This window comes from Priestia sp. TGN 0903 (genome assembly GCF_050846855.1).
In the GTDB taxonomy this organism is placed as follows: domain Bacteria; phylum Bacillota; class Bacilli; order Bacillales; family Bacillaceae_H; genus Priestia; species Priestia zanthoxyli.
Genome location: NZ_JBOZGL010000006.1, coordinates 222,058 through 240,644 on the forward strand (window position 1 = coordinate 222,058; position 18,587 = coordinate 240,644).

The 18,587-nt window shown below is 39.0% G+C and carries 22 protein-coding genes; all 22 read right to left on the reverse strand.

What is annotated here, in order from left to right:
• Position 1 precedes the first annotated feature (1 nt).
• Positions 2-547, reverse strand: coding sequence for a F0F1 ATP synthase subunit delta (locus tag ACRPLY_RS20570; protein WP_028411987.1), 546 nt, complete (start codon positions 545-547; stop codon positions 2-4).
• Positions 544-1,062, reverse strand: coding sequence for a F0F1 ATP synthase subunit B (locus ACRPLY_RS20575; protein ID WP_013085463.1), 519 nt, complete (start codon positions 1,060-1,062; stop codon positions 544-546). Before ACRPLY_RS20575 ends, ACRPLY_RS20570 begins: the two co-directional genes overlap by 4 nt.
• Positions 1,063-1,164: 102 nt before the next feature.
• Complete coding sequence (atpE, locus tag ACRPLY_RS20580) at positions 1,165-1,377, reverse strand: F0F1 ATP synthase subunit C (RefSeq protein WP_013059804.1); 213 nt, start codon at positions 1,375-1,377, stop codon at positions 1,165-1,167.
• A gap of 90 nt (positions 1,378-1,467) precedes the next feature.
• On the reverse strand, positions 1,468-2,178 hold the full coding sequence (gene atpB, locus ACRPLY_RS20585) for a F0F1 ATP synthase subunit A (protein WP_013059805.1): 711 nt from the start codon (positions 2,176-2,178) through the stop codon (positions 1,468-1,470).
• An 18-nt stretch (positions 2,179-2,196) separates the two neighbouring features.
• A complete protein-coding gene (locus ACRPLY_RS20590; protein ID WP_013059806.1) occupies positions 2,197-2,568 on the reverse strand; it encodes an ATP synthase subunit I in 372 nt (123 codons plus the stop codon).
• A gap of 6 nt (positions 2,569-2,574) precedes the next feature.
• Positions 2,575-2,796: an AtpZ/AtpI family protein gene (locus ACRPLY_RS20595; protein ID WP_028411986.1), complete on the reverse strand. Its 222-nt coding sequence runs from the start codon at positions 2,794-2,796 to the stop codon at positions 2,575-2,577.
• Between the two features lie 297 nt (positions 2,797-3,093).
• The gene (locus ACRPLY_RS20600; RefSeq protein WP_028411984.1) at positions 3,094-5,286 is read right to left on the reverse strand and encodes a S8 family serine peptidase; all 2,193 of its coding nucleotides are present in this window, start codon (positions 5,284-5,286) and stop codon (positions 3,094-3,096) included.
• Between the two features lie 67 nt (positions 5,287-5,353).
• A complete protein-coding gene (gene wecB / locus ACRPLY_RS20605) occupies positions 5,354-6,505 on the reverse strand; it encodes a non-hydrolyzing UDP-N-acetylglucosamine 2-epimerase (RefSeq protein WP_063248427.1) in 1,152 nt (383 codons plus the stop codon).
• 22 nt (positions 6,506-6,527) lie between these two features.
• Positions 6,528-7,157 carry a uracil phosphoribosyltransferase gene (gene upp, locus ACRPLY_RS20610; RefSeq protein ID WP_013059810.1) on the reverse strand — a complete coding sequence of 210 codons (630 nt, stop codon included), beginning with the start codon at positions 7,155-7,157 and terminating at the stop codon, positions 6,528-6,530.
• 213 nt (positions 7,158-7,370) lie between these two features.
• The gene (gene glyA, locus ACRPLY_RS20615; RefSeq protein WP_013059811.1) at positions 7,371-8,615 is read right to left on the reverse strand and encodes a serine hydroxymethyltransferase; all 1,245 of its coding nucleotides are present in this window, start codon (positions 8,613-8,615) and stop codon (positions 7,371-7,373) included.
• Between the two features lie 117 nt (positions 8,616-8,732).
• Complete coding sequence (locus ACRPLY_RS20620; protein ID WP_028411982.1) at positions 8,733-9,284, reverse strand: TIGR01440 family protein; 552 nt, start codon at positions 9,282-9,284, stop codon at positions 8,733-8,735.
• Positions 9,285-9,319: 35 nt separating this feature from the next.
• Positions 9,320-9,781 (reverse strand): ribose 5-phosphate isomerase B, encoded by a 462-nt coding sequence (rpiB, locus tag ACRPLY_RS20625; protein WP_028411981.1) that lies wholly within the window; start codon positions 9,779-9,781, stop codon positions 9,320-9,322.
• 79 nt (positions 9,782-9,860) lie between these two features.
• Entirely contained in the window at positions 9,861-10,289 is a 429-nt protein-coding gene (locus tag ACRPLY_RS20630) for a low molecular weight protein arginine phosphatase (RefSeq protein ID WP_028411980.1), read from the reverse strand.
• 231 nt (positions 10,290-10,520) lie between these two features.
• A complete protein-coding gene (locus ACRPLY_RS20635; RefSeq protein ID WP_028411979.1) occupies positions 10,521-11,081 on the reverse strand; it encodes a manganese efflux pump MntP in 561 nt (186 codons plus the stop codon).
• Positions 11,082-11,148: 67 nt separating this feature from the next.
• On the reverse strand, positions 11,149-12,189 hold the full coding sequence (locus ACRPLY_RS20640) for an L-threonylcarbamoyladenylate synthase (RefSeq protein WP_325077558.1): 1,041 nt from the start codon (positions 12,187-12,189) through the stop codon (positions 11,149-11,151).
• A gap of 192 nt (positions 12,190-12,381) precedes the next feature.
• Positions 12,382-12,828 (reverse strand): GNAT family N-acetyltransferase, encoded by a 447-nt coding sequence (locus tag ACRPLY_RS20645; protein ID WP_033580397.1) that lies wholly within the window; start codon positions 12,826-12,828, stop codon positions 12,382-12,384.
• A gap of 85 nt (positions 12,829-12,913) precedes the next feature.
• A complete protein-coding gene (gene spoIIR, locus ACRPLY_RS20650) occupies positions 12,914-13,807 on the reverse strand; it encodes a stage II sporulation protein R (RefSeq protein ID WP_099000242.1) in 894 nt (297 codons plus the stop codon).
• A gap of 121 nt (positions 13,808-13,928) precedes the next feature.
• Complete coding sequence (gene prmC / locus ACRPLY_RS20655) at positions 13,929-14,780, reverse strand: peptide chain release factor N(5)-glutamine methyltransferase (protein WP_047749575.1); 852 nt, start codon at positions 14,778-14,780, stop codon at positions 13,929-13,931.
• Positions 14,780-15,847 carry a peptide chain release factor 1 gene (gene prfA / locus ACRPLY_RS20660; protein WP_013059820.1) on the reverse strand — a complete coding sequence of 356 codons (1,068 nt, stop codon included), beginning with the start codon at positions 15,845-15,847 and terminating at the stop codon, positions 14,780-14,782. The genes prmC and prfA overlap by 1 nt, the downstream gene beginning before the upstream one ends.
• Before the next feature lie 138 nt (positions 15,848-15,985).
• Complete coding sequence (locus ACRPLY_RS20665) at positions 15,986-16,600, reverse strand: thymidine kinase (RefSeq protein ID WP_153252841.1); 615 nt, start codon at positions 16,598-16,600, stop codon at positions 15,986-15,988.
• 204 nt (positions 16,601-16,804) lie between these two features.
• Positions 16,805-17,005: a 50S ribosomal protein L31 gene (rpmE, locus tag ACRPLY_RS20670; protein WP_013085477.1), complete on the reverse strand. Its 201-nt coding sequence runs from the start codon at positions 17,003-17,005 to the stop codon at positions 16,805-16,807.
• Positions 17,006-17,159: 154 nt separating this feature from the next.
• On the reverse strand, positions 17,160-18,434 hold the full coding sequence (gene rho / locus ACRPLY_RS20675; protein ID WP_014457752.1) for a transcription termination factor Rho: 1,275 nt from the start codon (positions 18,432-18,434) through the stop codon (positions 17,160-17,162).
• Positions 18,435-18,587: the final 153 nt, after the last annotated feature.

The following is an 18,587-nucleotide window of genomic DNA, read 5'->3' on the forward strand; positions in this document are numbered from 1 at the left end:
TCTACGATCTGTGTGCAAGAAGTCCTCGGTGGATCGTTTCTAATTTGCTGCTAATGCTGCCATCATAGATACGATTACCAATGCGAAGCTTCACGCCGCCGATTAGGCTTTTATCTACTACATTTGAAATATTTAACGTATGTTTTCCAACTTTTGAAGCAAATGATTGCGAGATTGCTCGTTTCTCATCTGCGCTTAAAGGTTTGACAGAATAAACAGTTGCGTCTGCCACGCCACGTACTTCGTTCGCTAGGAAACGATACTCTTGCACCATTTGGCTAACAATTTGAATGCGGTGACGCTCTAATAATAGAAGAACCGTATGTTGAACAGTTGGTGAAAGTTCAGCAAATGCCTCACTTACAAACTGTTTTTTTCGCTCAATTGTAATTTTTGGATGAGTTAATACATCCATTAATTCAGGTGTTTTAGCAAACACCTCTTCAACGATTTGTAGCTGGTCTTGCATTTCATCGATCATCTGTTTTTCTGTTGCTAATTGAAAAAGAGCTAGTGCATAGCGCTTGGCTACAGCTGGTTGACTCATCGTACATCCCCTACTTCTTGGATATATTCATGAATTAACTTCTCTTGATCTTGTTCAGAAAGTTCTTTTTCAATAACTTTCGACGCAATTAAAACAGATAATGAAGCAACTTGCTCACGTAACGCAGCAACTGCTTGATCTTTTTGCTGTTCGATTTCTTGTTTTGCTGCAGCTTTTAGACGCTCAGACTCTTCGCGTGCTGCCGCAATGATTTCTTCTTTTTTATCTTCTGCAGACTTTCTAGCGTTTTCCATCATTACTTGCACTTCTTGACGAGATTGCTTTAAGATTTCACGCTGCTCTTCAACAAGCTTCTTCGCTTCCTCATTTTGCTTTTCTGCTTCATCAATCTCACCGGCAATATGCTCTTCACGTTTTTTCATGATTCCCATTACAGGACCAAACGCGAATTTTTGAAGTAACGCAAGTAGGATAAGGAACATCACTAATTGGAAAAGAATATCTCCACCATTAATGCCTGCTGCTCCTAACACAAACATGTTCGACACGGCCATGTTCACTCCCTTCAGAGACTCCACATATATAATTTACTTCTTAAAGACATAAAGTAATGGCGAAGGTTCTTTTGAATGATCTTCGCCACATGTAACACATTATTATTTACCTTGTACCATGAATGCAATAACTACGGCGATAATTGGAAGCGCCTCAACTAAGGCAACCCCAACGAACATCATTGAAGTTAATGTACCACGTGCTTCTGGTTGGCGAGCTGTGCCTTCAATCGTCTTAGAAACGATAAGACCGTTACCAATACCAGCACCTAGTGCCGCTAAACCAATCGCAATTGCAGATGCTATTAAACCCATTTTATAAAGTCCTCCCTTAATATATATGATTTTGTTTAACTAAGTTTTGTTTTGTCCAAATTGGGTATTACTTGAACAAAGCTTTATAAATTAATGGTCGCTACTCACTTTGTGAGATAAATAAACCATCGTTAACATTGTGAAAATGAAGGCCTGAATTGCGCCTACAAAAATACTGAATCCTTGCCATAAAAGCATTGGGATAGCAGCTCCAATTGTACCTAGGAAGCCTGTTGTTGCTAAACCAGCTAGCAAGCTTAACAAAATTTCCCCAGCATAAATATTACCGTAAAGACGAAGGCCAAGCGTTAACGTATTGGCAAACTCCTCGATAATCTTAAGCGGGAATAAAAATGCCATTGGCTTGAAGTAATCTTTCGTGTATGCAGAGAAACCTCGCATTTTAATACCATAATAATGTGATAGTACAACTACCATAACGGCTAACGTCAGCGTAATTGCTGGATCAGCGGTTGGCGATTTCCACCATAAGTTATGGTCAATCACGATGGCGAATGGAAGACCCAACATATTTGACACAAAAATGTACATAAGTAAAGTTACACCTAGCGTCAAAAAGCGGCCACCTGTTTTCCAATCCATATTGCTATTAACGAGTCCTTTAACAAAATCTAAGACCCATTCAATAAAGTTTTGTGCACCGCTTGGCTTCATAGCAAGAGTACGAGTACATAAAACTGCAATTAAGAATACAATAACAGAAGCTACGGTAACCATAAGCAAGTTACTTTGACTAAAAGTAAGGCCTAGAAACTCTATAGTTGGTGATTCATGACCCAACTGTGTTCACCTCTCTTTCTATCTTCTACGCATATTTTGAACAACTAAATCTATGATAATGACAACATAATACGTCATTAATCCCACAACTACACTAATAATATGAAAGGTTTTTGGATAAGAGATGGTAATCACAACTGCGAGAGCAGCTGTTGCAAATCTTACAACAGTCCCAATTGAACGGGGCTTTTTCCCCTCATCCAACGCCTGTCCAAACTGCTCAAACTTTCTTACTAAGTTCCACAAATTATACAAACTCAGGGCGGTTCCTAAAATTAAACCTGCAAAAACAGCCTTATAACTTGTAAATCCCCAGCCGAGAACGTATAATGCTAACAAATACAATATGTATGAACGAAGTCTTGGAAAAACGTGCTGCAAATCCTGCATGAATTATTAATCTCCTGAAAAAAAATGGTGGACTGTCCGCAGCATCATAAAAACACCTGCTGCTAGCCCTGAAAGAAGGCCTAAAATCAAAAATAGTGGTTCGGTGTCAAGCCATTGATCAGCCCATCTTCCAGAGAATAAGCCAATTAAGACTGAACCTGCTAACTGTGATAGAATGATTGACACTAATGCCATCGCTTGCAAAGGATGACGGTTGCGATGTTTCATAAGCTCATACCCCTTTTGCAAAATTTTCTTTTTTCCGAATTCTCTATCGTTTTCATAGCTCAATATATGATAGAAAGGCAAAAAAAATTGCTAAAAAAGGTAAAAACAGCTAATAAAATACGCAGAAATATCAACGGTTTTCACAGGTTGAAAACCTTATCATTTATATTCCCTGTAAGCATACAATAGCGTATATTTAATGTCAATGTGTTTAAGCTAAAAACTTCACAATCTCTTCTTATTGTTCACATTTCTGCCACACATAAAACCTCTTCAAATGAAAACATTTAAAGAGGTTCATTCAATCGTTATTGTACTGTGTACAACCTGCTCTTGTCTATGCTTTTTCACAAATGCAAATATTTGGTACACTCCTGGTACAAGCGATTCATCAATCGTTATTTTTCGTTTTCTCATGCCTCTTTCTACATCCACGTCAACATCTAAATACGATACAAACTGTAAAGACTGCTTATCAAAAAGAGCGACGCCTAACTGATCTGCTCCTTCAGGCAAAAACAGTTCATAGCTATACGTATTTTTCTCTTTTTCCGCTGCTACTTGCAATCCCATGACACGAGGATAATCTGGAATGCTAATCATGTACATATAGGGAAGCGAAAATGTTTCACGTGAATCATTTATTTCCAAATATCCGTCATATATACCTTTATTTTTAAAACGGGGCTGCACCGATAAAGTGACAGCTATCTCTTTTGTCTGACGGGGTGGCACCGTGACGGGTAATGGAACATCCCAGTTCACTCCTTCATCCCTTTTTGGAACGTTTAAGCGATACGTTTTTGCTTTATCAGACTGGTTATCAATTTTAAAAGATAAAACTTTCTTTGATGGACGCGTAAAAATACCAAAAGATAAAGAAGATGGATAAAACAAAGATTCTGCTGTGACGGCTTTTGCTATTTGAATTCTTCCCGCTCCTTGTTCATATACGCGATACGTTTGACCGTTTAGCTGCTGCATTACTTTACTGGTGTTCATCAATGAAGCTTTGACTTGTTCAGGAGACCAGTTCGGGTGAGCTTGTAAAATCAGCGCACACGCTCCAGCTACATGGGGCGCAGCCATACTTGTCCCATGCATGCGTTCATATCCTCCAGGAACTGTACTATTAATGAAGTAACCTGGTGCGACGACGTCTGGTTTGATTCCCCAAGTAGTCGTTACAGGCCCTCTTGAACTGAAAGATGTGAGCAAGTCTTGCACCACTTGCTGGCCAGTGCGTAAGTACGGTTGTTGAGACTGAATGTGTTGGGTAATGGTGTCACCGCTTTTTTTACTTACCCATATCACGGGAATATTTACTGACTCTTTTAGTTTACTGACTATGCTTTTTTCTGTCGGGCTATATAAAATAACCGCTTTTGCTCCCGCCTGTTCAGCTTGTTTAATCTTTTTTTGAACCGCATTTCCTTCTGCTTTTAGCAAAATGACGTTACCCGACGCATGCTTTTGCTCTTTGGAATCTTCTTCATTTATTACACGCAGCGTTTGATTAAACGTCCATGGACGAGACCCTTCTACTGGCGCCATCATAATTTTTTCTTTGTTAAATCCAATTGTTAGAAATTGAACTGTTGTCGGAGAAACAGAAGCGCCAACGGAAATAGCTTTTCCCGCTGTACCCGGAGAGCCCACCGTCCATAAACCTGGACCTGAATTGCCGCTAGATGTAACCGTTACAATTCCTTTTTCAACAGCTCGATCTAACGCTAAGCTTGTTGGTAAATCAGGGCCATTCACATCATTTCCTAATGATAAATTAATAATATCTACATCATCTTGAATTGCTTTTTCAATAGCTAGAATAACACTTTCAGACGTTCCAGCTCCTCCAGGTCCAAGAGCTCGGTATGCATAGATTTCCGCTTGGGGTGCTACGCCTGTAATATTCCCATTCGCTGCAATAATACCAGCTACATGAGTACCGTGCAGAGTCGGTTCTCCTTGCTCACGAGTGGTTTCCATCGGCTCATAATCTTCATCTATTACATCGTAACCCCCTCTGTAGGTTTGTTTTAAATCAGGATGAGAATAATCAACCCCCGTATCAATAACGCCTACTTTGATCCCTTTTCCTGTTAAGCGCTGATTGTGAGTATCAAACAAGCCTCTTACCTGTTCTGAGCCAATGAACGTTACGCTATTTTCTTCTGTAACCTGATAGTTTTTAATAGAATGTGAACTAATAATAGATGGATTCTGAGATAGTTTTTCCAAATCCGAGATGGAGCCGTTTAATGAAAGTCCTGTAAACACCGTGTGAAATTCGCTCTTAATCTTTATATTAGGATAATTTTTTTGTAGCTGACTTTTAAATTTCGTGAATTTTTCTTTTTTAATCATCACAATGATTGATTTTTCCTGATGATTCATTTCTTGTTTTATAGAAGGAAATGTCGGATTGAGCGACATTTGCCCTCCCCCACTCCCCAATATAAAGCTAATCATTAACCATTTAATCCACATAAAAAAACACCTCTCACACTATCGTGTCTCAAAGAGACGCTTTTCATGTGAAAGGTGTTTAGAAATCTTACGAAAGCGGATTAAAAGCTTCCGGTCTGTTTTCACGGCGGTTGAAATAGTAGCTAATAGCATCACAAATGCGTTTAGAAGCTAAGCCGTCTCCGTAAGGATTCGATGCTTGTGACATTTGCTTATATACGCCTTCATCTATTAACAGCTCTTTTGCTAGCGTATAAATCGTTTCTTCTTCCGTGCCTGCTAGTTTGAGCGTTCCTGCTTCAATTCCTTCCGGGCGCTCTGTTGTATCGCGAAGTACCAATACAGGTACGCCTAATGAAGGAGCTTCTTCTTGAACACCGCCCGAATCTGTCAAAATAATATGAGCGCGCTCAGCGAAGTTATGGAAGTCAATTACATCTAACGGTTCAATTAAATGAATGCGCGGGTCATTTCCTAAGATATCGTTTGCTGTTTCTCTAACTACTGGATTCAAATGAACAGGATACACAACTTGCACATCTTCATGTTCATCTACAATACGCTTAACAGCACGGAACATATTTTTCATTGGTTCGCCTAAATTTTCGCGGCGATGTGCCGTTAACAAAATAAGACGATCATCTCCCAATTTCGTTAACACTTCATGCTCATATGTCTCTTTTACTGTTGTTTTTAACGCATCGATAGCTGTATTTCCAGTCACAAAGATTCGCTCTTCTTTTTTGTTCTCTGCTTGCAAATTAGCTGCAGACTTATCTGTTGGAGCAAAGTGCAAATCAGCGAGAACACCTGTAAGCTGACGGTTCATTTCTTCCGGGTATGGAGAATATTTATTCCATGTGCGCAAACCTGCTTCAACATGCCCGACCTGAATCTGATTATAAAAAGCTGCTAGCCCAGCAATAAACGTCGTAGTTGTATCACCGTGTACAAGTACCATGTCCGGCTTTACTTTTTTCATTACGTCGTCCAAGCCTTGTAATCCTCTGGTCGTTACGTCCATAAGGGTTTGGCGATCCTTCATAATGTTCAGGTCATAGTCAGGCTGAATGTCAAAGATGCTCAATACTTGGTCTAACATTTCACGGTGCTGAGCCGTTACTGTAACAATTGCTTCGAACTCTTCTGGTCGCTTTTTAAGCTCTAATACTAGAGGAGCCATTTTAATTGCTTCTGGTCTTGTCCCGAATATCGTCATTACTTTAATTGGCTGCTTCATGTTCATCACCCAAATCTACAAATTATTTTGTACCGAATAAACGATCCCCTGCATCACCTAAACCTGGAACAATATATCCATGGTCATTTAATTTTTCATCTAATGCTGCAATGTAAATATCTACGTCAGGGTGTGCTTCTTTTACAATTTCCACGCCTTCAGGAGCAGCAATTAAACACATAAATTTAATGTTTTTAGCGCCTCTTTTTTTCAGAGAGTTGATTGCTTCTACAGCTGACCCTCCTGTTGCAAGCATAGGATCTACTACAATAAAGTCACGCTCTTCTACATCATTAGGTAGCTTTACATAATATTCAACAGGCTGTAATGTTTCTGGATCACGATATAAGCCAACGTGTCCAACTTTAGCAGCTGGCATTAGTTTTAAAAATCCATCTACCATGCCGATACCAGCACGAAGAATTGGAACGATACCAAGCTTTTTCCCTGCAATAACTTTTGACTTTGTTTTGCAAACCGGTGTTTCAATTTCAACATCTTCTAGCGGTAAATCACGTGTTGCTTCAAAAGCCATTAAGCTTGCCACTTCATCAACTAATTCACGAAACTCTTTCGTTCCCGTTTTTACATCGCGTATGTAAGTTAATTTGTGTTGAATAAGCGGGTGATCAAATACGTATACTTTGCCCATTGATATCTCTCCTTATATATAAAGATGTACACATTAAAATACCATTCAACGAATTGAATGGTACGTACTAGTAAAAACATATCTCTTGCTAATTAAATTTATACATTGCATTCATTTTACAGAAAAAAGTTTTTGAGTTCAAGCATTATTCAAAAAATGATTGGATTGCTACCACTTTCTCCATAAAAAAACAGGCACAAAGGCCTGTCTCTCTTAAAGTGATTTATACATTTCAAACTTGCTTGTTAAAGCTTCAACACGTGTTTTAGCTTCAGCTAACTTTTCTTCATCTTCAATATTTTTAAGCGTTAATCCGATGATAGAAGCAATTTCATCCATCTCTTCTAAGCCAAATCCGCGAGTTGTAACCGCAGCTGTACCAATACGGATACCGCTTGTTACAAATGGGCTTTGCTCATCATAAGGAATTGTATTTTTGTTTGTTGTAATACCTACATCATCAAGCGCTTTTTCAGCTACTTTACCTGTCAAATTCATTGAGCTTACGTCGATTAACACAAGGTGATTGTCTGTTCCTTCAGATACAAGAGCAAATCCTTCTTTCTTTAATCCTTCTGCTAAACGATTAGCATTGTCGATGATATTTTGAGCATAGTGCTTAAACTCATCTTGTAATGCTTCACCAAATGCTACTGCTTTTGCAGCGATAACGTGCATCAATGGACCACCTTGAATACCAGGGAAGATCGACTTATCAATCTTTTTCGCAAATTCTTCTTTACATAAAATCATACCGCCGCGTGGTCCGCGTAGTGTTTTATGTGTTGTAGTTGTAACGAAATGAGCATGTGGCACAGGATTTTGATGAAGTCCTGCAGCTACTAGACCAGCAATATGAGCCATGTCTACCATTAAATAAGCGCCTACTTCATCAGCGATTTCACGGAAACGCTTGAAGTCGATTGCGCGTGGATATGCGCTTGCACCAGCCACAATTAATTTTGGTTTGTGTGTACGAGCTTTTTCTAATACGTCATCGTAGTTAATGCGATGTGTTTCGCGATCTACACCATATTCGATGAAATTGTACTGAACACCACTAAAGTTAACAGGACTTCCGTGCGTTAAGTGACCGCCGTGCGATAAATTCATACCAAGTACTGTGTCTCCAGCCTCTAAAACAGTGAAGTATACAGCCATGTTTGCTTGTGCACCTGAGTGAGGTTGAACGTTCACGTGCTCTGCTCCGAAAATTTCTTTTGCACGATCACGAGCTAAGTCTTCTACTACATCCACGTGTTCACAACCACCGTAGTAACGTTTAGCTGGATAGCCTTCAGCATATTTATTTGTTAAAACTGAACCTTGTGCTTCCATTACCGCTGTTGTTACAAAGTTTTCTGAAGCAATTAGCTCAATCTTAGTACGTTGTCTTTGTAATTCATCCTTGATCGCATTATAAACTGCTGGATCTTGTTGCATTAGTTGTTTCTCCATCAAAATCCTCTCCTCGTTTCGTATTCGCAATGTTCGTTATTTGTTAATTCAACTACATTGTAACATGATTTATTTAGAATAAAAAAGAAAAAATGTGTATTATTTTAATATATTTAATTACGAAAGTTCGTAAAACGCTCTCATTCCACCGATTAGTTTTGGACGCGTCTTTGCTAAAGTAACATGAGCGTGTCCAACTGCGTTCAACGTACAACGAACGGGTACTGCGACATGCTTTAAATGCATACCAATGAATGTATCTCCAATATCAATCCCAGCATCAGCTTTAATAAACTCTACTAAAACAGGATCTTTAAGCTGGCCATAGGCCTGTGTAGCCATTGCTCCACCTGCTTTATGAATAGGAACAACACTAACGATTTCTAAGCGTTCTTTACGAGCTAATTCTCTTTCTACTACCAGTGCTCGATTAAGATGTTCACAGCATTGAAATGCTAAGTGGACACCCGTTTTTTTTCGAAAATCTGCTAGTGTATCAAAGATCATTTCTGCAACTTCCATTGCGCCTGCGGTTCCTATTTTTTCACCAATTACCTCGCTTGTACTGCATCCAATGACAAGTGTATGTTCTGAAGATAACTGCACTTGTGCTGAAAAATCAGATAAAACTGTTTCCAACTGCTCTTTCCATTTCGTAAGTTCAGACACGTTTTTCTTCCTTTCTTCCATTGAATACGTTCACATTATGCCGTTACTGTTGCATCACTTTGCTGCTCATACTGTTTAATTTTATTCACGCGATTTTCATGTCGCCCGCCTTCAAATTCTGTCGTTAACCAAATTTTCGCAATTTCACGTGCAAGTCCCGGCCCAATGACGCGTTCACCCATTGCTAAAATGTTGCTATCATTATGTTCTCTTGTGGCTTTTGCACTAAACGTATCATGCACTAGAGCGCAGCGAATTCCCTTTACTTTATTAGCTGCTATGCTCATACCGATGCCTGTTCCGCAAATAAGAATGCCTCGACTTACTTCTTGGCTCGCCACTTTTTGAGCAACGGGAAGTGCATAATCCGGATAATCGACAGATGCTGAGCATTCACACCCTAAATCCACATATTCAATATTTAATTCTTCCATTAAAGAGATAATTTCCTGTCGTAAATTTATACCGCCGTGGTCAGATGCAATAGCTACTTTCATCTTTGTTTCCTCCTCATACATACCTTCATCTTCTATTAATTTTTGTTCAGTTTAAGTCTGCAAAAATTTATGGGACCTTTTATAATTTGTCGACTATTTTGTTAATCATACGCTCTAACTCTTCTAAAGTCTGTTCGTACGTCTGTAATGATCCGCCAAACGGATCAGATACTTCACCTTGCTCGCCGGCAAATTCTTTTAGCGTAAATAATTTATCACTTACGTATGGAGCTTGGTTCAAAATTAGCATTTTATGCTGCTCCGTCATCGTAAAAATATAAGTAGCCCACATCAATTGTTCTTCCGTTAATGCTGCCGAAGCATGAGAACAAGCTATGCCTTTCTGTTGAAGGGCAACTTGTGCATGAACAGAAGCTTCACTTCCATTTGAAGCGAATACACCTGCAGACTTCACGTTTATTCCATCTATTTTTTTAGCTTTCAGCAACGCTTCTGCCATAGGGCTGCGGCACGTGTTTCCTGTACATACAAATAAGATGTTTTTCAAGATACATCCTCCCTTGCTTTCACTATGTGCGACTATGTTGATATTCCACCCTATTGTATCTCTATTGCTGGCATAAATCCAGTTAGCTTTTTTGGGTGTTTTTTATCCATGATCTCTTTATTTATCTTGAAAAAAACACCTTCGCTTTCCTTTTTTTATTGCTGTAATTTAAAAGAAGCAAAAAAAGACCATAACCTGCATGGTCATGATCCTTTACCTATTTATATATAGTTAAAAAGGTAATAGCAATTTGATGCCAAAAGCTAATAAAATGCTCCCGCCCAGTGCCTCACTATATGAACCAAGCCAGCCTTGTACTCTTCTGCCGAGCAACAGTCCTAACCAAGTTAATAGCATACTCACTACGCCAAAAACAATAATGGTCAAAAACGTTCTTGCCCCAAAAATACCTAAGCTAAGTCCAACAGAAAAACTATCTAGACTCACGCTGAGCGCAAAAAATAACAGTCCAAAGCCAACTGGTTTGATAAACGGCGTATCGTCATGCTTAAAGGAGGAATAAATCATCTGCGCCCCAAGAATCAGCAATAAAATTCCACCGCCATAGGTAGCAAACATTCCAAGTTTATCAGACAAAAGTCGTCCAATAAACATGCCCAATAGCGGCATCCAAATATGAAATATACCGATAACAACACCAATGTAGAAAATTTGGCGAAAGCGTAAACGAATTAACCCCATTCCCAAACCAACTGAGAAAGCATCCATGCCTAAGGCAAACGCCATAATGACTAACGTGATCATTTCACTAATTAACTGAGATACATTCATCTTTACCCTCCTCGGACGTGCTCCTATTTCAAAATATGCACATTCGAAAAGGTTTAGAAGATGAATTTTATTGCTTAATCACGTGATGTCCTGCAGCTTTCATTAATCGATTCATAACGGCATGACCGACTCCTTCTTCAGAAAAACTTTCACTAACGATAATATCTACATCGCACTCATTAAATGAACGAAGAGACTCATATAAGTGGCTAGCAACCGTCTCTAAATTTGAGCGAGATCCACATGTAATGACGGCATCGGCTTTATACACATTTTCATGTTCAGATGTCGTTAATACCCCTACTCGCTTACCCTGATCTTGATAGTGATCAATAATAGATTGGAAAAAATCTGAACTGCCGTCAACAATGACAAGCGGTGCATCAGGTGCGTAATGCGTATATTTCATACCTGGAGATTTTGGCGCTTCTTTATCACTTAGTAACGCTCGATCTACTTTTACGGGACCAATTACACTTTCTAACTCTTTCTGAGTAATGCCGCCTGGACGTAAAATAATAGGAATCTCTTCAGTACAATCAAGGACAGTCGACTCTACTCCTACCCCTGTCGCTCCTCCGTCTACAACTCCGCTAATACGCCCTTCTAAATCATTCATCACGTGGTGAGCTAAAGTGGGGCTTGGCTTGCCGGAGAGGTTTGCACTAGGAGCCGCGATAGGCAAAGCCACTTTTTTCAATAATGCAAGAGCTACCGGATGTGATGGCATTCTCACTGCAATGCTGTTTAAACCAGCCGTAACCTTATCTGAAACTTGATCTTTTTTAGGTAATATCACAGTAAGAGGACCTGGCCAAAAAGCATCAATCACTTTCTCTGCTTTTGAAGGAATTGACTCTACAAATGTATGCAGCTGCTCTTTATCTCCAATATGAACAATAAGAGGGTTATCACTAGGACGTCCTTTCGCTGCAAAAATTTTATCCACAGCTTTATCCGATGTTGCATCTCCTCCTAATCCATACACCGTCTCTGTAGGAAAAGCAACCACTTCGTGGTTGCGCAGCAAATCTGCTGCTTCTTCTATCTGTGGATAAATATCTTTTTCGTTCATAAAATTATCCACAACCCATAACTTAGTTTCCATCTTCTTCAACTCCTTTTTCTTTCTATATCTAGGTTTTTTTTACTTTAAAAGTACAATATGTATCAAAAACAGTAAAATACATGTATTCATTATATCAGCAAACAAGCTTTATCCACAAAATGTGGATAAAGCTTAGGTTTTTGTGAATAACATTGTGGATACCCCATTAAAATGATTTATCCACATTTCCTTTTAACTAGCTGCATAAAACATCACGTAGACATCCTTAGGATTTGGTAACTGTTTTAAATACGAATGTTCTTTTAACAAATCAGGTAGAGCACTATAAGATGTTTGCTGAAAATTCATCATTTGAAAAAAATGCAGAGAGGATGCCTTATTTGTTAGTAAATATAGTTGCTTCACACCATGCTTTTGAGCCAGCTGAACGATACTTTTAAATAGCAGCAGAATATCAGATTGCATCAAAGAAGGTGACACGACAAGGGAGCGAAGAATTCCGTCCATGCCTTCTTTTTCAAACCCAACTGTTGCTAGCAGCTCGCCTTCTTCACTTTCCATGATGACAAATTGATGAATATGTTCTTCTACACCCGCTGTGCTAATACCCGCTTTTTGTAAAAACTTCTGAATTCGAATATAATCATTTTCACTGGCAATTTTTAATTGTTCTCTCATTTTAATCACCTCAACTTGTTTTCTAGTAACAAATCTATGAGATGGTTAAAAAAAGTAGAACTGAATTTTATTTTTAATGATTCTATTAATTAAATACGGACGATACCCATTCTACTACAAAAAACTTAACTTCTACAGAATCTTCTTTCGATTTAGCATCAGCTTTTTTCTTAGATGAAACAGACTTTTCAGCTTCCTTACTTTCCTTTTTCTCAGCCTTAGCGCTTGTTTCTTCTTTTACTGTGTTGCTTGTATCCTTTGCAGCTGCTTCTTTAGAAGATGCCGTTGGTTGAGAAGGTTCCTCAGCTTTCTGCTTAATAGAATCCGATGTAATAGTTGCAGATTGAATTTCTGTCTTCACTGCGGGTTCTTTACTTTCAGCCGACGTATCATCTGTTTTGTCTGCAGATTTTAATTCAGAAGCTGCTGGTTTTTCTTTTTCTACCTTTGGTTCTTCTTCAGATGGCTCTGGCGCTTTTACCGCTTCACCGTTTGAAAAATCTAAGAAGCATAAAGGAGGAAATAGTACACACCACCAGTTTGCTCCTTCTCCTTTACCAAGAGTAATAAGCACGGCTTCATACTCACCTGCTGGATATAAAAACTGACCGTACAACTTAGTAGGAAACTCTACTTTTCCGAATTTAACGTGAACAGATTCATTTACGCCTTCTTCTTTTAGCACTTCTTTCGCAATTGTCTCAAGCGCTGGCAAATTTTCTTTAATTGTTTTTCGAGCTACAGTTACAGATGTTAAATCTTTTACCCATTCTGTAATTTGTTCGTTCACACGGTCACGAATCAGACGTTTTACGTACTGATCTTTTTCACCGTCGCTGTTTGCTAAAATACGCAGTCGAATTGCCTCGTCTGGAATGACTGCAGGCTGATCTGCCTGCACTTGGTTATGTGTATATATAAGTTGAGCATTTGCTCCAATAATTAATAAAATAAAATAAATGATAGCATATTTCTTCATTTCGGCCACCGCCCTTTCATAGGAACAGTATGGCCGAAAGCAAGATATCTTAAACTAGTAATTTAGTAAAAAAATGCATGATTTTCAAAAACCAAAGGGAAAATCATTCCCTCTGATTTTTTTAGTTATCACGAAGTTGTGCAAAAACCATTCGATCTTTTCCATTAATATCATATACACATTCTACAAAAGCTGTCGGAAACGTTTTTTGCAGCATCTCAGCTACATCTTTTGTCTGTCCGGCCCCCACTTCAAATCCAATAATACTGTTTGACTTCGTTACATATGGCAACTCTTCCATAAAACGTCGATAAAAATCCAGACCATCTTTTCCACCAAAAAGAGCTCGATTTGGCTCATGATCTTTTACCACTGTGGACAATTTATCATCTGCTGGAATATAAGGCGGATTAGACACAATTACATCAAATTTCTGATTTGATGATAGGAATGGTTGTAATAAATCTCCCTGTATAAACGTGACAGCAGCGTCCAGATTTTGAGCATTCTCCTTGGCTACATTTAAAGATTCTATAGCTATATCTGTTGCTGTAACATTGACGCTGTCAAGCTCCAACGCTAAAGTGATAGCAATCGCCCCACTTCCCGTTCCAATATCGACAAGCTCAATAGACTGGTGTTGAAATTCTTTTTTCATTCGAGAAATCATTCCATATACGAGCTCTTCTGTTTCCGGTCTTGGAATTAATACATGTTCGTTTACAATAAATGAACGTCCGTAAAATTCTTCTGTCCCGATGAGATATTGTACAGGCATCCCTGCTTTATGAGCATGGACATCTTGTTCAAACCTTTTTAGCGTTTCTTCTTCTAGTTCTTCCTGCAGAGCACCTAGCAAATGAGTTCTCGTCATCTGTAAGTGATGGCGAAGCAAGAGTTCTCCCGCGTTTTCATCTCGCTTTGCCTCTTTCAAAAAAGAAGAAGCCCACTTAAGGGCTTCAAATACTTTCATTAGTTCGAATCTTCCATTCGGCGCGCTTGGTCTTCCATTACTAATGCATCGATGATTTCATCAAGCTTGCCTTCTAAGATTTGATCTAGCTTTTGAATCGTCAGACCAATACGGTGGTCCGTTACGCGATTTTGCGGGAAATTATACGTACGGATACGCTCAGAGCGATCTCCTGATCCAACTGCTTGTTTGCGCGTTGCATCGTACTCTGCTTGTGCTTCTCGCTGGAATTTGTCGTACACGCGAGCACGCAATACTTTCATTGCTTTTTCTTTATTTTTAATTTGAGACTTTTCATCTTGACATGATACCACTGTATTTGTTGGTAAATGTGTTAAACGAACTGCCGACATCGTCGTATTAACACTTTGGCCACCAGGTCCACTTGAAGCAAATGTATCTACACGGATGTCTTTTTCATGAATGTCCACTTCAACTTCTTCCGCTTCAGGAAGACATGCTACCGTTGCTGTAGATGTATGAATACGACCGCCTGATTCTGTTTCAGGAACTCGCTGAACACGGTGTGCACCGTTTTCAAATTTCATCTTTGAGTACGCACCTTTACCGTTAATCATAAAGATAATTTCTTTATAACCGCCTACTCCAGTAGTCGTTGCTTCCATTACTTCTGTTTTCCAGCCTTGTGATTCAGCAAAACGAGAATACATGCGGTACAAATTAGCTGCAAATAACGCTGCTTCATCTCCACCAGCCGCTCCACGAACCTCCATGATTACGTTTTTATCATCGTTTGGATCTTTTGGAATTAATAAAATACGTAGCTTTTCAACTAGCTCTTCTTGCTGCGTTTCTAACTCGGCAATTTCTTCTTTGACCATGTCGCGCATATCTGCATCAAGCTTATCTTCAAGCATTGTTTTCGCTTCTGATAACTGCTCTTTTACATCTTTGTATTCCTGATAAGCGGCTACCGTTTGTTGTATATCTGATTGTTCCTTCGAATATTCTCTCAACTTAGAGGGGTTGTTTACGATCTCAGGGTCACTCAGAAGTTCGTTTAACTTCTCATAGCGCGCCTCTACCGCTTCTAAACGATCAAACACGTCATTCACCTCATTCTTTATCCATAACATTGTAATTATAGTATAGCTTTAAAATAGAGTCAAAACCTTGTTAATACACGTATATGAACAAAAAAACAGAACTGCGCGTTCTGTTTTTATCATCATAAAATTCTTGCTTTATTTTTCGACCATTTCGCTTGAGTCCACAGACACAGCCTGTCCTTTGGACTTTTGCACAACGTGGCAATGACGACATCTTGGTTCGTACGATTCAGACGCACCGACTAAAATAATAGGGTCGTCATAAGAAGCAGGCTCACCGTTAATCAAACGCTGCGTACGGCTCGCAGGAGAGCCACATGAAGCGCACACGGCCTGTAGCTTTGTTACCGATTCTGCAATAGCCATTAACTGGGGCATTTGTCCAAAAGGTTCACCTTTGAAGTCTTGGTCTAACCCTGCTACAATCACACGAAAGCCTTGATCTGCTAAAGATTGAACAATTTCTAAAATATCTGTGTCAAAAAACTGTACTTCATCTATCGCTACTACGTCTGTCTCTTCATTTACTCGCTTTAAAATATCGCGCGATGCTGAGATTGAATAAGCCATAACAGATGTACCATTATGTGAAACGACAGCTTCTTCACTATATCGATTATCAATTGCAGGCTTGAACACTTGTGCTTTTTGTTTAGCAAACTGCGTACGGCGCACACGTCGAATCAACTCTTCTGATTTCCCTGAAAACATACTGCCACAAATTACTTCTATCCAACCGCTTTGTTTCATTACGTACACCACTGCGGGACTCTCCCTTCTTCTCGTTCCGTTTCTGAGCGAACCGCTACTAACTTAATCTACGTCTTCTATGTAGATCTTATTCCTATGATAAAGTACCCACTTTTTTATCAAGCAGACACTGTTTTTCTACTTTTTTAAGCAAAAAAACAGGCAAGAAGTTAAGCTACTTGCCTGTTTGTTTCGACAATGTGATTACTTAAGACCGTATTTTTTGTTGAAGCGATCAACACGGCCACCAGCTTCAGCGAATTTTTGACGACCAGTGTAGAATGGGTGACATTCAGAACAAGTCTCAACGCGGATCTCTTCTTTTACAGAACCACTTTCAAATTCGTTTCCGCAAGTACATTTAACCATAACTGTTTTATAGTTTGGATGAATTCCTGTTTTCATTCGTTTCATCTCCTTCCGCCCTGAATCATTCTGAAACAGAGTTTATTGATAAAGATAGTGATGAAATAATAACTATTTCACTGTGTACTTTATCAACACACATGATGAAATTATAACAAGGGTTGTATGCTTTTGCAACCACATGTTTTATAACTTATCGTTTATTTGCTAGAAGCGTTTTTTTCTCTTCCGTTAACATCGAAAAGAACTCTTCATTTGTCTTTGTTTGACGTAAACGTTTTAAGAATTTTTCTGCAAAATCAGGAGCATCTGCCATTGATTTGCGAATTGCCCATAAGTGGTCTAAATGCTCTTTTGGAATTAACAGCTCTTCTTTACGTGTGCCTGAACGACGAATGTCAATCGCAGGGAAGATACGTTTTTCAGCTAGTGAACGATCTAGATGCAGTTCCATGTTACCTGTACCTTTAAATTCTTCATAAATAACATCATCCATACGAGAGCCTGTATCAATTAAGGCTGTTGCTAGAATGGTTAAGCTGCCTCCATCTTCAATGTTACGCGCAGCTCCAAAGAAGCGTTTTGGACGATGAAAAGCAGCTGGATCAATACCCCCTGATAGTGTACGACCGCTCGGTGGAATAACTAAGTTATAAGCACGAGCAAGTCTTGTAATGCTATCCATCAAAATGACAACATCTTTTTTGTGTTCGACAAGTCTCATCGCACGTTCAAGGACAAGTTCCGCTACTTTAATGTGATTTTCTGGCACTTCGTCAAATGTAGAACTGACAACATCACCATCAACCGAACGCTCAATGTCCGTTACTTCTTCAGGACGCTCATCAATAAGAAGAACAATCAATTCCGCATCAGGATGATTGGTTGTAATGCTATTGGCAATTTCTTTTAACAGCATCGTTTTACCTGCCTTTGGCGGCGCAACAATTAGTCCCCTTTGCCCAAATCCAATTGGTGAAATCAAGTCAATAATACGCGTAGAGAAACTTCTTGGCTGAGTTTCCAGCAGCATTTGCTCATTTGGATAAATCGGGGTTAGTGCTGGAAAATGTACGCGTTCTTTTGACGTTTCTGGGTCTTCTCCGTTTACTGCTTCTACATGCAGTAACCCGTAGTAGCGCTCATTTTCTTTCGGAGGACGAACTTTCCCCGATACCTTGTCTCCATTACGCAGATCGAAGCGACGAATTTGTGAAGCTGAGATATAAATATCTTCTGAACTCGGTGAATAGTTAATTGGTCGTAAGAAACCGAATCCTTCTGACTGAATAATTTCAAGAACGCCTTCCATAAATAAAAGCCCATCTTGTTCAGCTTGAGCCTTTAAAATAGCAAAGACAAGTTCTTTTTTCGTTAATTTACTATAGTACGAAACTTTATACTCACGAGCATGTTCATATAGCTCTTTTAATTTCATATTTTCTAAACTGGATAATGTTAAGTTCATTAGGACACCACGCTTTATAATGAATAATTTTTAACCGTTCCTCCCATATTAAATTCAAATATAAAATTGAGAGATGATATGGATGGAATAAATCTGTGAAAATGGAGAATATAACCTTTGAAGTATAATAAGTAGAATCAATTGATTAACCAT

Coding starts and splice junctions, on each gene's coding strand:
- ACRPLY_RS20570 (WP_028411987.1), bottom strand. CDS start 547: ATGAGTCAACCAGCTGTAGCCAAGCGCTATGCACTAGCTCTTTTTCAA.
- ACRPLY_RS20575 (WP_013085463.1), bottom strand. CDS start 1,062: ATGGCCGTGTCGAACATGTTTGTGTTAGGAGCAGCAGGCATTAATGGT.
- atpE (WP_013059804.1), bottom strand. CDS start 1,377: ATGGGTTTAATAGCATCTGCAATTGCGATTGGTTTAGCGGCACTAGGT.
- ACRPLY_RS20590 (WP_013059806.1), bottom strand. CDS start 2,568: ATGCAGGATTTGCAGCACGTTTTTCCAAGACTTCGTTCATACATATTG.
- ACRPLY_RS20595 (WP_028411986.1), bottom strand. CDS start 2,796: ATGAAACATCGCAACCGTCATCCTTTGCAAGCGATGGCATTAGTGTCA.
- ACRPLY_RS20600 (WP_028411984.1), bottom strand. CDS start 5,286: ATGTGGATTAAATGGTTAATGATTAGCTTTATATTGGGGAGTGGGGGA.
- wecB (WP_063248427.1), bottom strand. CDS start 6,505: ATGAAGCAGCCAATTAAAGTAATGACGATATTCGGGACAAGACCAGAA.
- upp (WP_013059810.1), bottom strand. CDS start 7,157: ATGGGCAAAGTATACGTATTTGATCACCCGCTTATTCAACACAAATTA.
- glyA (WP_013059811.1), bottom strand. CDS start 8,615: ATGGAGAAACAACTAATGCAACAAGATCCAGCAGTTTATAATGCGATC.
- rpiB (WP_028411981.1), bottom strand. CDS start 9,781: ATGAAAGTAGCTATTGCATCTGACCACGGCGGTATAAATTTACGACAG.
- ACRPLY_RS20635 (WP_028411979.1), bottom strand. CDS start 11,081: ATGAATGTATCTCAGTTAATTAGTGAAATGATCACGTTAGTCATTATG.
- ACRPLY_RS20640 (WP_325077558.1), bottom strand. CDS start 12,189: ATGGAAACTAAGTTATGGGTTGTGGATAATTTTATGAACGAAAAAGAT.
- ACRPLY_RS20645 (WP_033580397.1), bottom strand. CDS start 12,828: ATGAGAGAACAATTAAAAATTGCCAGTGAAAATGATTATATTCGAATT.
- spoIIR (WP_099000242.1), bottom strand. CDS start 13,807: ATGAAGAAATATGCTATCATTTATTTTATTTTATTAATTATTGGAGCA.
- prmC (WP_047749575.1), bottom strand. CDS start 14,780: ATGAAAGTATTTGAAGCCCTTAAGTGGGCTTCTTCTTTTTTGAAAGAG.
- ACRPLY_RS20665 (WP_153252841.1), bottom strand. CDS start 16,600: ATGAAACAAAGCGGTTGGATAGAAGTAATTTGTGGCAGTATGTTTTCA.
- rpmE (WP_013085477.1), bottom strand. CDS start 17,005: ATGAAAACAGGAATTCATCCAAACTATAAAACAGTTATGGTTAAATGT.
- rho (WP_014457752.1), bottom strand. CDS start 18,434: ATGAACTTAACATTATCCAGTTTAGAAAATATGAAATTAAAAGAGCTA.